Raw genomic sequence first — 12,552 nt, 5'->3', positions numbered from 1 at the left:
GGTCTAGGAGCAGGGAGCCTGTCCCATGGCCAGAATCTGGCAGGTGCTCGCATCGGAGAGCTTCCAGTCGCCGTCCATCAGTACCCAGGTCTGCGGAGACGGAGCTGCCGTCCCCCGAGGAGTGGCGATCGCGACGTCCGCGGTGGACGTCTCGCCCTCGACAGTCGGTTCGCCGACCTCGAAGGTGATCGTGCCGTAGTTCGCCAGGGCCCCCGTCATCGTTTCGAGGTTCGTCAAGCGGGCCTGTCCGTTCTCCACGCTGCCGGCCTTCGTCGCCGCGTCGACGTCGGGGGCAACCAGTTGCAGCAGAGATGCTTCGAGTTCACCGGATGTCGGTGCTGCGACGGCCGGCGCATCGGTTGCCGGGTCGCTGCTCTCGGCGGCCGACGTCGAATTGTGATCGGAATCGTTGCTCGAGCTGCACCCGGCTACCGACACCGCCGCTGCCGCGAGCGCGAGACCTACCGAAAAAATCCGCATCTTCACTGGTGTAGCCCCTGACTCCATCGTCCGTCGATCGCTTTGTCAGGTGAGGCTAACATGAACTCGGGGGGTCTCCGGGGCCATCGAATCGGGCGGTTGCGGACAGCGTTCGTGGTGTCGGTCCGCACTTTCGGGCCGGTGCCGGTAGCGTTGAAAGATCGTCACTGGGAGGAGTCGCTCATGAGCTCAACAGACAATCCGGATGTGGCCGCGGCCAGAGCCGAACTGGACGCCGTGCGAGCCGAAGCTGCTTCACTGCGTCGTCAACTGGGGGAGTCCCCCGAGCAGGTACGCGAACTCGAAGGTCGCGTGGACTCACTGTCGCTGCGCAACGCGAAGTTGATGGACACCCTCAAGGAGGCCAGGCAGCAGCTCATCGCACTCCGCGAGGAAGTCGACCGCCTCGGCCAGCCACCGAGCGGCTACGGCGTTCTGCTGAGCGTCTTCGACGACGGCACCGTCGATGTGTTCACCTCCGGCCGCAAGATGCGCCTGACGTGCTCGCCCAACATCGAGGCCGATTCGTTGGCACCGGGACAGACGGTGCGCCTGAACGAGGCGCTGACCATCGTCGAGGCCTGCACCTTCGATCAGGTCGGCGAGATCAGTACTCTGCGCGAGCTGCTGGGCGACGGATCGAGAGCACTCGTCGTCGGTCACGCCGACGAGGAGCGTGTCGTCTGGTTGGCCAAGCCGTTGATCGACATGGTCAACGACGAAGGCCCTATCGATCCGGACGAACCGTCGCGCAAACTGCGACCCGGTGACTCGCTGCTCGTCGACACCAAGGCCGGCTACGCCTTCGAGCGAGTCCCCAAGGCCGAGGTGGAGGATCTCGTCCTCGAAGAGGTCCCGGACGTCGGATACGAGGACATCGGCGGTCTCGGTCGACAGATCGAGCAGATCCGTGACGCCGTCGAACTTCCGTTCCTGCACAAGGATCTGTTCCGCGAGTACTCTCTGCGGCCACCGAAGGGTGTTCTGCTCTACGGACCTCCCGGCTGCGGAAAGACGTTGATCGCCAAGGCGGTTGCCAATTCGTTGGCCAAGAAGATCGCCGAGGCCCGCGGACAGGACGCCAAGGAAGCCAAGTCGTTCTTCCTCAACATCAAGGGCCCCGAGCTGCTCAACAAGTTCGTCGGTGAGACCGAGCGTCACATTCGCATGATCTTCCAGCGCGCACGGGAGAAGGCGTCCGAGGGCACCCCGGTCATCGTGTTCTTCGACGAGATGGACTCGATCTTCCGCACCCGTGGTTCGGGCGTCTCGTCCGACGTCGAGACGACGGTCGTGCCGCAGCTGCTCGCCGAGATCGACGGCGTGGAGGGACTCGAGAACGTCATCGTGATCGGTGCCTCCAACCGTGAGGACATGATCGATCCCGCGATCCTGCGGCCAGGTCGCTTGGACGTGAAGATCAAGATCGAGCGACCCGACGCCGAGTCGGCTCAGGACATCTTCTCCAAGTACCTGACCGACTCGCTTCCGGTCAATGCCGACGATGTGGCGGAGTTCGGCGGCGACCGTGCTGCCTGCATCCGAGGGATGATCGACCGCGTCGTCGAGCGCATGTACGCGGAGAGCGACGACAACCGCTTCCTCGAGGTGACATATGCCAACGGAGACAAGGAAGTTCTGTACTTCAAGGATTTCAACTCCGGTGCCATGATCCAGAACATCGTCGACCGAGCGAAGAAGTACGCCATCAAGTCGGTCCTCGAAACCGGCAATGCCGGTCTGCGCATTCAACACCTGTTCGACTCCATCGTCGACGAGTTCGCGGAGAACGAGGATCTGCCGAACACCACGAACCCGGACGACTGGGCTCGAATCTCCGGCAAGAAGGGCGAGCGGATCGTCTACATCCGCACGCTGGTCACCGGCAAGAACGCCAGCGCAAGCCGGGCAATCGACACCGAGGCCAACACCGGCCAGTACCTGTAGATCCCGCACAGACCGGTTTCGGGGCGCGTCCGCACAGGGCGCGCCCCGATTCGTCTGTGCACTCCGTCTAGGCTCGACTGATGCAGCGCATCATCGGTATCGAGGTCGAGTACGGAATTTCGTCGCCTACCGAACCCACCGCAAACCCGATCCTGACGTCGACCCAGGCAGTGTTGGCCTACGCGGCAGCAGCAGGGGTGCCGCGGGCCAAGCGCACGCGCTGGGACTACGAGGTCGAATCTCCGCTACGCGACGCCCGCGGCTTCGACCTCGGGCGCTTCAGCGGCCCGGCTCCGGTCATCGACGCCGACGAAATCGGTGCGGCCAACATGATTCTCACCAACGGGGCCCGCCTCTACGTCGACCACGCTCACCCCGAGTACTCGGCTCCGGAGGTCCGTGATCCCCTGGACGCAGTCGTCTGGGACAAAGCAGGCGAACGCGTGATGGAAGCGGCTGCACGGCACGCGTCGAGCGTCCCGGGGGCGCCGCGCCTGCAGCTGTACAAGAACAACGTCGACGGCAAGGGTGCGTCGTACGGCACGCACGAGAACTACCTGATGTCTCGCGAGACGCCGTTCTCGGCCGTGATCGCCGGTCTGTCGCCGTTCTTCGCCTCGAGGCAGGTCATCACCGGTTCGGGACGCGTCGGAATCGGTCAGTCGGGCGACGAGGCCGGCTTCCAGCTCTCGCAGCGGGCGGATTACATCGAGGTGGAGGTGGGGCTCGAGACCACCCTCAAACGCGGCATCATCAACACGCGCGACGAACCGCACGCGGACGCCGACAAGTATCGCCGCCTGCATTGCATCATCGGCGACGCCAATCTCGCCGAGATGTCCACCTATCTCAAGGTGGGCACCACAGCGCTCGTACTCGACATCATCGAGGCCGGGGTCGACCTGTCGGATCTGCAGCTGGCCAGGCCGGTGACCGCTGTTCATCAGATCAGCCACGATCCGACGCTGCGCAAGGCCGTCGCTCTTGCGGACGGCCGCGAACTGACCGGGCTTGCGCTGCAGCGGATCTACCACCAGCGCGTTGCGAAGTTCGTCGCTGCCGAGGGCAGTGACGATGCGCGAGCACTGGACGTGCTCGACAAGTGGGCCATGGTCCTCGACCTCCTCGAACGCGACCCGATGGAATGCGCCCATCTGTTGGACTGGCCCGCGAAACTACGGCTGCTCGAGGGTTTCCGCCAGCGCGAGGGGCTCGGCTGGTCGGCGCCGAGGCTGCATCTGGTGGACCTGCAGTACTCCGATGTTCGGCTGGACAAAGGCCTGTACAACCGGCTGGTTGCCCGAGGGTCGATGGATCGATTGGTCACCGAGCAGCAGGTACTCGATGCCGTCGGCACGCCGCCGGAGGATACGAGGGCCTACTTCCGCGGCGAGTGTCTACGCAAGTTCGGGGCCGACATCGCTGCTGCGAGCTGGGACTCGGTCATCTTCGATCTCGGCGGTGACTCCCTCGTTCGCATCCCGACCCTCGAGCCGCTCCGAGGCACCAAATCGCATGTCGGTGCACTGCTCGAGTCGGTCGACAGCGCCGCGGAACTCGTCGATCAGCTCACCAACTGACGTCTCAGGCGACCAGGGCCGACTATTCGCGGTGTCTTGCCAACCGGCGGAGTCGGTCTGTCGGTAGGGTAAAGGTCCGTGCACTTTCGGCGGAACGTTCGGTTGCACTTGCACATCCACGACGGTGCACCTCGAATCGATCGGTGAGAGTGCAGTAGATCTGTTTTCTCGATACACGGAGGAGGTCGGCGACTATGGCTCAGGAGCAGACACGGCGCTCTGGCGGCGGCGACGACGATGAGGTTCCAGGCGATACCGGAGCCGGTGGTCAGGAACGGCGCGAGAAGCTGGCCGAGGAGACCGACGACCTTCTCGACGAGATCGACGACGTGCTGGAGGAGAACGCCGAGGACTTCGTCCGCGCCTACGTTCAGAAGGGCGGCCAGTGACGGTGGATCGTTCGGACCCACGGTCGGCCGGCGACGGAATGACGATCCCACTCGGGTCGAGCAGCTCGTCGTTCTCCGACTACCTTCGTCGACACGCCCCCCATCTGTTGCCCGAAAGCGGGATCGCGGCGGATCTGGCGTCGCACACCGCCAACGGCACCACCGACAAGTCCGGCATCGCTCCGCACGGGACGACGATTGTCGCCCTGACCTACGCGGGCGGTGTTCTGATCGCGGGGGACCGCCGTGCCACCCAGGGCAATCTGATCGCCAACCGCGATATGCAGAAGGTCTACGTCACCGACGAGTACTCCGCCGCGGGCATCGCCGGGACTGCAGGCATCGCGATCGAACTCGTTCGGCTCTTCGCCGTCGAGCTCGAGCACTACGAGAAGATCGAAGGGGTTCCGCTCACCTTCAACGGTAAGGCCAACAAGCTCTCGTCGATGGTGCGGAGCAATCTCGGTGCCGCGATGCAAGGACTTGCCGCCGTCCCGTTGCTGGTCGGATTCGACATCGACATCTCGGACCCCGATCGTGCCGGACGCATCGTGTCCTACGACGTGGTCGGCGGACGCTACGAGGAGCGTTCGGGCTACCACGCGGTGGGGTCGGGATCTCTGTTCGCCAAATCCGCGCTCAAGAAGCTCTATCGCCCAGGGATGTCGGAGGACGAGGCGATTCGGGCGGCGGTGGAGTCGCTGTACGACGCAGCCGACGACGACTCGGCCACCGGCGGACCCGACGTCACCCGAGGGATCTATCCGACGGCTGTCGCGATCACCAGCATCGGCGCGGACGATGTTGCGCACGACCGGATTTCGGCAGCGGCGCGGTCCGTTCTCGCCGAACGAACCGAGAGCGCCGCCCACACCGGTGGTGCCGAGCACCACACCCGGGCCGGCCAGCAAGTGAGCGAAGGGGGTAGCGCACCATGACGATGCCGTACTACGCATCTGCCGAACAGATCATGCGTGATCGTTCGGAATTGGCGCGCAAGGGAATCGGGCGAGGCCGCAGCGTCATCGTGCTGACGTATGCGGACGGTGTCCTGTTCGTGGCCGAGAACCGCTCGACGGCGTTGCACAAGGTCAGCGAACTCTACGACCGGATCGGCTTCGCGGCCGTGGGCAAGTACAACGAGTTCGAGAACCTGCGCAAGGCCGGCATCCAGCACGCCGACATCAAGGGGTACACCTACGATCGGCGTGACGTGACCGGACGTTCGCTCGCCAAGACATATGCCCAGGCACTCGGCACGATCTTCACCGAGCAGCTCAAGCCCTACGAGGTCGAGATCTGTGTCGCGGAAGTGTCGCATCAGGACGAGCCGATCTCGACGCAGCTGTACCGCATCACCTACGACGGATCCATCGTCGACGAGCAGGATTTCGTTGTCATGGGCGGGACTACCGAGCCGATCGTGGCTGCGCTGAAGGACACGTACCGTTCCGGCCTCGATCTGGCGGCCGCGGTACGCGTTGCGGTCGACGCACTCACGGCAGGCCCGGTGACGCCGCCTGCTGCGGGCGGCGAGCCGGAGAAGAAGGTTCTCGAAGTATCGGCGCTCGAAGTCGCCGTACTCGACCAGGGGCGGCCGCGACGAGCGTTCAGGCGCATCGCCGGAGCCGCGCTGGAAGATATGTTGCCGGTCTCGGAAGCGTCGGTGGAGGCAGCGACCGACACCGACGGGGAATCGTCTTCGTAACAGGACCCCGACGCTCGTGACGCGCCTCGCGCTCTACCGCTTCCGGTAGAGCGCGAGGCCGTTCTTGTTACTGCTGAACTCGAACCGTGTTCCGTCGCCCACCACTTCGCCGTCGGCCGCGAGCGCAACGGGGGTGCCATCAACCTCGACGGTCAGCTTCTTCACCGCTCGACGGACGTAGGCGGGCGACGAGCCGAGGGTGCCGGTGACCGTTGCCCACAGCAGTCTGGTTCTCGATGCCTTCGGCTCCGACGGGAGAAACCGAACATCGAGGGTTCCGGTGTGAATACTGCTGCGAGACATGGGGACCTGATTCGCCGGTACGTAGTTACCGTTACCGACGAACAGCATCCAGACCGAGTGCCTGGTGCCGTCGAGCCGGATGTTCAGCGGTTCGGCAGCAGCCAGGACCCTCGTCATCGCGATCGCGGCGGCCGGCCACTTGCCGATTCGGCGTTGCAACTTCTGACGCAGCCGCACCGAGTCGGGGTAGCCACCGAATGTGGCGGTGTTGACGAACGACACACTGCGGCCGTCGACGGACACCTCGGCGATGTCCACCAGTTCGGCGGTGCCCGCTTCGACGGCAGCAGCAGTGTCTTCCACGACGGTCAGCCCGGTGTCGCGAGCGAAGTGGTTGAGGGTGCCGCCCGGAAATGCTGCGAGCGGCAAGCCGTTCCGCACCGCCGATGCGGCAACACTGACCACCGTTCCGTCACCACCGCAGACACCGAGGGCGCGCGGAGACGTGCTTCGGATCCGCTGCTCCAGTTGCTCGTCGAAGTCCTGATCGGGATCGGGCACGAACAGATCGGCGTCCGGAAGTGCTCGACGGATCGCGTCGGGCACCGCGTCCGAACGGTCACCCGACCCCGGGTTGACGAGTACCAGCAGTCCTCGTCCGCGGGGAAGCGGCTCGAGGTCGACCGGCGAACCAAGATTCGCAGGATTCTCCGATCGCACGGCCCACCAGCGCCGGGTGGACAACGCGATCGCCGAGCCCAGGGCGGCACCGGCAATGACATCGGTCGGCCAGTGCACGCCGACGTGGACCCTCGAGTAGCAGACCGCGGCTGCCACGGGTGCCAACAGCAGGCCCGCCGCCGGCGATTCGAGCGCCACAGCAGCGACGAAGGCGGCGGCCGACGCCGAATGACCGGAGGGAAACGAGGAGGACACCGGAGGTGCCAGCACCTGGCGCAGCACGGGAACCGACTCGGCGTCCGGCCGAGTCCGCGGGAACAGCGGTTTGAGCAGTCCGTTGGCCGTCGCGCTCGCACCTGCCAGCGCGACGAGTCCCCGAACGCCGCCGCGTCGGGCCGGACCACCTGCGGCCACGAGAAGCGCGGCCGCGCCGAGCCACAGACGACCGTGGTCGGCGGCGTGGCTCAACGTGCGCAGGCCACCGTCCGCTCTGCTCTGCCGCAGAGCGGCACTTCGAGCCACCAGGGACAGATCCCACGCGTGAACGGCCGTCGAGAGCGAGGTGCGCGTGGAAGTCATGACGCCCAGCCTAGGCACGTGCGACGCCATGTTCACGGACGGACGACATCGGGCGCTCCGACACATCGATACGAGGGTTGCGTTGTAGTGTCGAAGTGTGCAGCGACGAATTATGGGCATCGAGACAGAGTTCGGTGTCACATGTACTTTCCACGGACATCGACGGCTGAGTCCGGACGAAGTGGCTCGCTATCTGTTTCGCCGAGTCGTCTCGTGGGGTCGCAGCTCGAATGTGTTCCTTCGCAACGGTGCCCGCCTGTACCTCGACGTCGGCTCGCACCCCGAGTACGCCACCGCCGAGTGCGACAGTCTGTTGCAGTTGGTCACCCACGACCGCGCCGGCGAGCGGGTATTGGAAGACCTGCTGATAGACGCCGAGCAGCGCCTGGCAGAAGAGGGCATCGGGGGCGATATCTATCTGTTCAAGAACAACACCGACTCGGCGGGAAACTCCTACGGCTGCCACGAGAACTTCCTCGTCCAGCGTGCCGGTGAGTTCTCCCGAATCTCGGACGTTCTGCTGCCGTTCCTGGTCACGCGTCAGTTGATCTGTGGCGCAGGCAAGGTACTCCAGACGCCGAAGGCTGCGACGTTCTGCCTGTCGCAGCGCGCCGAGCACATCTGGGAAGGCGTCTCCTCGGCCACCACTCGCTCGCGGCCGATCATCAACACTCGCGACGAGCCGCACGCCGACGCCGAGAAGTACCGCCGGCTACACGTCATCGTGGGTGACTCGAACATGGCCGAGACGTCGACGATGCTCAAGGTCGGAACGGCAGCCCTCGTTCTCGAAATGATCGAGGCGGGTGTGTCCTTCCGAGATTTCGCATTGGACAATCCGATTCGCGCCATCCGCGAGGTCAGTCACGATCTCACCGGACGGCGTCCCGTTCGACTGGCCGGGGGACGACAGGCCAGCGCCCTCGACATTCAGCGCGAGTACTACGCACGAGCCGTCGAGCACCTCAAGACGCGCGAGCCGAACACTCAGGTGGAACAGGTCGTCGACCTGTGGGGACGAACTCTCGACGCCATCGAGACACAGGATTTCGCGAAGGTGGACACCGAGATCGACTGGGTGATCAAGCGCAAGCTGTTCCAGCGCTACCAGGACCGGTACTCGATGGAGCTCTCAGATCCCAAGATTGCTCAGTTGGACCTGGCTTACCACGACATCAAGCGCGGCCGGGGAGTGTTCGACCTGTTGCAGCGCAAGGGGTTGGCCAAGCGTGTCACCGAGGACGAGCAGATCGACGAGGCCGTGGATCTGCCGCCGCAGACCACCCGAGCCAAGCTGCGCGGAGAGTTCATCACGGCCGCCCAGGAGGCAGGTCGCGACTTCACGGTGGACTGGGTGCACCTCAAGCTCAACGACCAGGCTCAGCGAACCGTCCTGTGCAAGGACCCGTTCCGCTCGGTCGACGAGCGAGTGGAGAGGCTGATCGCGTCGATGTAGTGCCGGACGCAGTCGGGTCGTTACCGCTGCGGCCACCCACGAGCAACTAGGCTCGACTGTCGTGGCCACCACCAAAGTCGAACGCCTGATGAATCTGGTCATCTGTCTGCTGTCGACACGTCAGTTCCTCACCGCGGAGTGGATCCGCGAGAGCGTTGCCGGATACGACGACTCCACGAGCCACGACGCGTTCAGCAGAATGTTCGAGCGGGACAAGAACGAACTGCGTGACCTCGGTGTCCCGTTGGAGACCGGTACCGCCACCAGATTCGGTGGCGTCGAGGGCTATCGCATCAATCGTGATGCCTACGAACTGCCCGACATCGACCTCACCAGCGAGGAATCGGCCGCCGTCGCGGTCGCCGTCAAGCTCTGGGAATCGCCCGAGCTCACCTCCGCGGCACAGAGCGCCTTGCTCAAACTCCGAGCCGCGGGAATTCAGGTCGACCAGAACGAGTCGGCCGCGTCGGTGACCGCGGTTCCCGCACGCACTCGGGGCTCCGAACCTGCGCTGGGTGCCTTGCTGGCCGCGATCGACGACGGCAAGTCGGTGCGGTTCCAACACCGCCCCTCGTTGACCGAGCCGTTCACCACCAGAACCGTCCAGCCCTGGGGTGTCGTGACGTTTCGCGGTCGCTGGTATCTGGTGGGACACGACGTGGACCGCAGCGACACCCGCACGTTTCGCCTCTCCCGAATCGGCGACGAGGTGAAGGCGTTCGGCACCCCGCAGAGCGTCCGCAGGCCCGACGGCGTCGATCTGCAGGACATCGTCCGTCGAGTCGCGGGTACGTCCTCGGTATCGGGCACGGCCCGGGTATGGCTGCACGACGGAAGGGCGCTGGAATTGCGCAGGATGGGAACGGTGGTCGGCGTGCAGAGCCTCGGTACCCGCAGCGGCACTGTCGTCGAGGTTCCCGTGCGGTCCTGGGATTGGATCTCGCGGTTGATCGCAGGTCACGGAGCGGATGCGGTGGTACTCGAACCCGCCGAGCTGCGCGCAGACGTGATCTCGACCCTGCAGACGGCGGCCGACGTGGAGAACGAGCGATGAGCGCGCGACTGTCGGTTCGGCTGGCCAGGTTGCTCAACATGGTGCCGTTCTTCATGGCGAATCCCGGGTTGAGCGCCGAGGAGGCCGCGCGGGAGCTGGGGGTGTCGACGGCGACGCTGATGGCCGATCTGAACCAGCTCTGGATGTGCGGCCTGCCCGGCTACGGCCCGGGTGATCTGATCGATCTGTCGTTCTCCGAGGAGAGCATCGACGTGACGTTCTCGGCCGGGATCGATCGACCGCTACGCCTGACATCGACCGAGGCGACGGCTTTGTTGGTTGCGCTTCGATCGCTGACGTCGATGCCCGGCATGGTCGACCCGTCCGCCGCGCAGCGCGCGATCGCGAAGATCGAGACCGCAGCAGGCTCGGCGGCGGCCAACGTGCCGCTCTCGTCCGATCACGAGGGAGCAGGCACGGAGGAGGGTCCGGTGTCGAGCACCGTTCGGTCTGCTCTACGTCACCGGCACGCGCTGGAACTGACCTATTACTCCGCGTCACGAGATGTGGTCACCGAGCGAACCGTCGATCCGATCAGGACCGTTGTCGTCGATGACAACAGCTATCTCCAGGCATGGTGCCGGAGCGCCGAGGGCGTGCGGCTGTTTCGGTTCGATCGCATCGACTCCGCAACCGAACTCGACGAACCGGCCGCGCCGCCGGAATCGGTGCAGGACGAGGACGCCTTCGAGATCTTCAACGACGATCCTTCGCTGTCGCAGGCGCGGCTGAAGGTGTCGCCTGCCTTCACCTGGATCCTGGACTACTACCCGATGACACAGGTTGCTGCGGATGCGGACGGGTCGATAGTGGTCACGATGCGGTTCGCGACGCTGCAGTGGATGACTCGGTTGACGTTGGGCTTCGGCGGCGGCGTCACGGTACTGGCACCTGAATCCTTGGTGAACTCCGTCCGCGACCGAGCGCGTTCGGCCCTGGATGCGTACGCCGAGCTCGACGGCACCGGCGCGGACGGCACCGTCGCCAGATGAACGCGGGGCAAACCCGCGGCCGCCGCTGCCGGAGGCGGTACCCGCGGTCGGGTACGCTCAATTCATCTGATCTGTAGGAGGTTCGCATGGGATTCACCAGTCCCTGGCACTGGGCCATCGTTGCGGTGGTCGTCATCATTCTGTTCGGTTCCAAGAAGCTGCCCGAGGCTGCTCGCGGACTCGGCCGGTCGTTGCGCATCTTCAAGAGCGAGGTGAAGGAGATGCAGAACGACGGCAAGTCGGACGCCGACACTGCGACGGCACAGCAGCCGACCGCTCCCGCGCAGCTGCCCTCGCCTGCGCCTGTCGTGCAGCCGAACACCGAGACCCAGCACGACGCCAAGTCTGCCTGAGCGCACGGCCGCTCAGCACACCTTCGGTGCCAGGCGGCACCGAAGGTTCACTGCTGTCGGTGACGGCTCTCCGCCGCCGTCCGACCGAAGAAGGCTGACCGTAGAACACCATGCGCATTCCGTTCGATCCGCGGCGTAGCAAGCGCCGAGTCAATCCCGACGGCACGATGTCGTTGGTCGATCATCTGTACGAGTTGCGAACCCGGCTCCTGTGGTCGTTGGTCGCGGTCGCGGTGACGACTGCCTTCGGGTTCTTCTGGTATTCGCACACGATCCTGGGCATCGAGAGCCTCGGCGACCTGCTGCGGGGCCCGTACTGCACGCTCGATCCGAGCCTGCGCGCGAACCTGACCAACGACGATCAGTGTCGACTGCTGGCCACCGGCCCGTTCGATCAGTTCCTGTTGCGGTTCAAGGTCGCGTTCACCGCGGGCGTCGTCATGGCCTGCCCCATCTGGCTTTATCAGATCTGGGCCTTCATTACTCCGGGCCTGTACACCAACGAACGCCGATACGCCGTGTCGTTCGTGACCGGGGCCGCAGCGTTGTTCGTCGCCGGAGCCGTCCTTGCGTACTTCGTGGTGGCCAAGGGACTGCACTTCCTGCTCTCGATCGGCGACAACGTCCAGATCACGGCGTTGAGCGGCGATCAGTACTTCGGATTCCTGATCAACCTTCTCATCATCTTCGGTGTCAGCTTCGAGATTCCGTTGCTTGTCGTCGCTCTGAATGTCGTCGGCGTGCTCACCTACGAGCGACTCAAGGCATGGCGTCGAGGTCTCATCTTCGGGCTGTTCGTCTTCGCGGCCATCGCAACTCCGGGGCAGGACCCGTTCTCGATGCTGGCGTTGGCGTTGGCATTGACTGTGCTCTTCGAGATGGCAGTGCAGATTGCGCGGATTCACGACAAGCGTAAGTTGCGCAAGAGAAGAGACGAATGGGGTGATGTGTCAGATGACGAAGCAACGCGCATCGACGGCGCAGGTTCGATCGAGTCACCGGATGCTGTCGCTCCGACACCGCCGTCCAGTGGCCTCGGTACCGCGACCCGAATGCGAGCGCAGTACGACGACACGATCTGACCTCCGGC

12 protein-coding genes are annotated in these 12,552 nt (G+C 64.8%); 10 read left to right on the top strand and 2 right to left on the bottom strand.

Annotated features, from left to right (window positions below; all coding sequences use genetic code 11):
* Window positions 1-3: 3 nt before the first annotated feature.
* Window positions 4-480, bottom strand: coding sequence for a hypothetical protein (locus AABD04_RS12145; protein WP_341441339.1), 477 nt, complete (start codon window positions 478-480; stop codon window positions 4-6).
* A gap of 183 nt (window positions 481-663) precedes the next feature.
* Here AABD04_RS12145 and arc point away from each other — a divergent pair, with 183 nt between their 5' ends.
* The 5 genes from arc to prcA all read left to right on the top strand — a co-directional run bounded on the left by arc (window position 664) and on the right by prcA (window position 6,104).
* Complete coding sequence (gene arc, locus AABD04_RS12140) at window positions 664-2,427, top strand: proteasome ATPase (protein ID WP_243593046.1); 1,764 nt, start codon at window positions 664-666, stop codon at window positions 2,425-2,427.
* An 80-nt stretch (window positions 2,428-2,507) separates the two neighbouring features.
* Window positions 2,508-4,007, top strand: a complete 1,500-nt coding sequence (dop, locus tag AABD04_RS12135; RefSeq protein WP_341441338.1) for a depupylase/deamidase Dop — start codon at window positions 2,508-2,510, stop codon at window positions 4,005-4,007.
* Window positions 4,008-4,201: 194 nt separating this feature from the next.
* On the top strand, window positions 4,202-4,396 hold the full coding sequence (locus AABD04_RS12130) for a ubiquitin-like protein Pup (protein ID WP_008716348.1): 195 nt from the start codon (window positions 4,202-4,204) through the stop codon (window positions 4,394-4,396).
* Window positions 4,393-5,334, top strand: coding sequence for a proteasome subunit beta (gene prcB / locus AABD04_RS12125; protein WP_374639464.1), 942 nt, complete (start codon window positions 4,393-4,395; stop codon window positions 5,332-5,334). Before AABD04_RS12130 ends, prcB begins: the two co-directional genes overlap by 4 nt.
* Window positions 5,331-6,104, top strand: coding sequence for a proteasome subunit alpha (gene prcA, locus AABD04_RS12120; protein ID WP_341441337.1), 774 nt, complete (start codon window positions 5,331-5,333; stop codon window positions 6,102-6,104). The genes prcB and prcA overlap by 4 nt, the downstream gene beginning before the upstream one ends.
* Before the next feature lie 33 nt (window positions 6,105-6,137).
* Here prcA and AABD04_RS12115 read toward each other — a convergent pair whose 3' ends face one another.
* Entirely contained in the window at window positions 6,138-7,607 is a 1,470-nt protein-coding gene (locus tag AABD04_RS12115) for a bifunctional phosphatase PAP2/diacylglycerol kinase family protein (protein ID WP_341441336.1), read from the bottom strand.
* 97 nt (window positions 7,608-7,704) lie between these two features.
* Here AABD04_RS12115 and pafA point away from each other — a divergent pair, with 97 nt between their 5' ends.
* The 5 genes from pafA (at window position 7,705) to tatC (ending at window position 12,544) form a co-directional block, all read left to right on the top strand.
* A complete protein-coding gene (gene pafA / locus AABD04_RS12110) occupies window positions 7,705-9,063 on the top strand; it encodes a Pup--protein ligase (RefSeq protein ID WP_170944814.1) in 1,359 nt (452 codons plus the stop codon).
* A 61-nt stretch (window positions 9,064-9,124) separates the two neighbouring features.
* Window positions 9,125-10,117: a helix-turn-helix transcriptional regulator gene (locus AABD04_RS12105; protein WP_341441335.1), complete on the top strand. Its 993-nt coding sequence runs from the start codon at window positions 9,125-9,127 to the stop codon at window positions 10,115-10,117.
* The gene (locus AABD04_RS12100) at window positions 10,114-11,109 is read left to right on the top strand and encodes a helix-turn-helix transcriptional regulator (protein WP_341441334.1); all 996 of its coding nucleotides are present in this window, start codon (window positions 10,114-10,116) and stop codon (window positions 11,107-11,109) included. The genes AABD04_RS12105 and AABD04_RS12100 overlap by 4 nt, the downstream gene beginning before the upstream one ends.
* A gap of 86 nt (window positions 11,110-11,195) precedes the next feature.
* Window positions 11,196-11,462, top strand: coding sequence for a Sec-independent protein translocase subunit TatA (gene tatA / locus AABD04_RS12095; protein WP_032398077.1), 267 nt, complete (start codon window positions 11,196-11,198; stop codon window positions 11,460-11,462).
* Window positions 11,463-11,572: 110 nt separating this feature from the next.
* Window positions 11,573-12,544 carry a twin-arginine translocase subunit TatC gene (gene tatC, locus AABD04_RS12090; protein WP_341441333.1) on the top strand — a complete coding sequence of 324 codons (972 nt, stop codon included), beginning with the start codon at window positions 11,573-11,575 and terminating at the stop codon, window positions 12,542-12,544.
* Window positions 12,545-12,552: the final 8 nt, after the last annotated feature.

The sequence above is a fragment of the Rhodococcoides navarretei genome, from assembly GCF_038069675.1.
Lineage (GTDB): Bacteria > Actinomycetota > Actinomycetes > Mycobacteriales > Mycobacteriaceae > Rhodococcoides > Rhodococcoides navarretei.
Note: the sequence above shows the minus strand (reverse complement) of the source record. Positions and strands in the feature narration are given on the sequence as shown.

Coding starts and splice junctions, on each gene's coding strand:
- AABD04_RS12100 (WP_341441334.1), top strand. CDS start 10,114: ATGAGCGCGCGACTGTCGGTTCGGCTGGCCAGGTTGCTCAACATGGTG.
- dop (WP_341441338.1), top strand. CDS start 2,508: ATGCAGCGCATCATCGGTATCGAGGTCGAGTACGGAATTTCGTCGCCT.
- AABD04_RS12145 (WP_341441339.1), bottom strand. CDS start 480: ATGCGGATTTTTTCGGTAGGTCTCGCGCTCGCGGCAGCGGCGGTGTCG.
- AABD04_RS12115 (WP_341441336.1), bottom strand. CDS start 7,607: ATGACTTCCACGCGCACCTCGCTCTCGACGGCCGTTCACGCGTGGGAT.
- tatC (WP_341441333.1), top strand. CDS start 11,573: ATGCGCATTCCGTTCGATCCGCGGCGTAGCAAGCGCCGAGTCAATCCC.
- arc (WP_243593046.1), top strand. CDS start 664: ATGAGCTCAACAGACAATCCGGATGTGGCCGCGGCCAGAGCCGAACTG.
- AABD04_RS12130 (WP_008716348.1), top strand. CDS start 4,202: ATGGCTCAGGAGCAGACACGGCGCTCTGGCGGCGGCGACGACGATGAG.
- prcA (WP_341441337.1), top strand. CDS start 5,331: ATGACGATGCCGTACTACGCATCTGCCGAACAGATCATGCGTGATCGT.
- tatA (WP_032398077.1), top strand. CDS start 11,196: ATGGGATTCACCAGTCCCTGGCACTGGGCCATCGTTGCGGTGGTCGTC.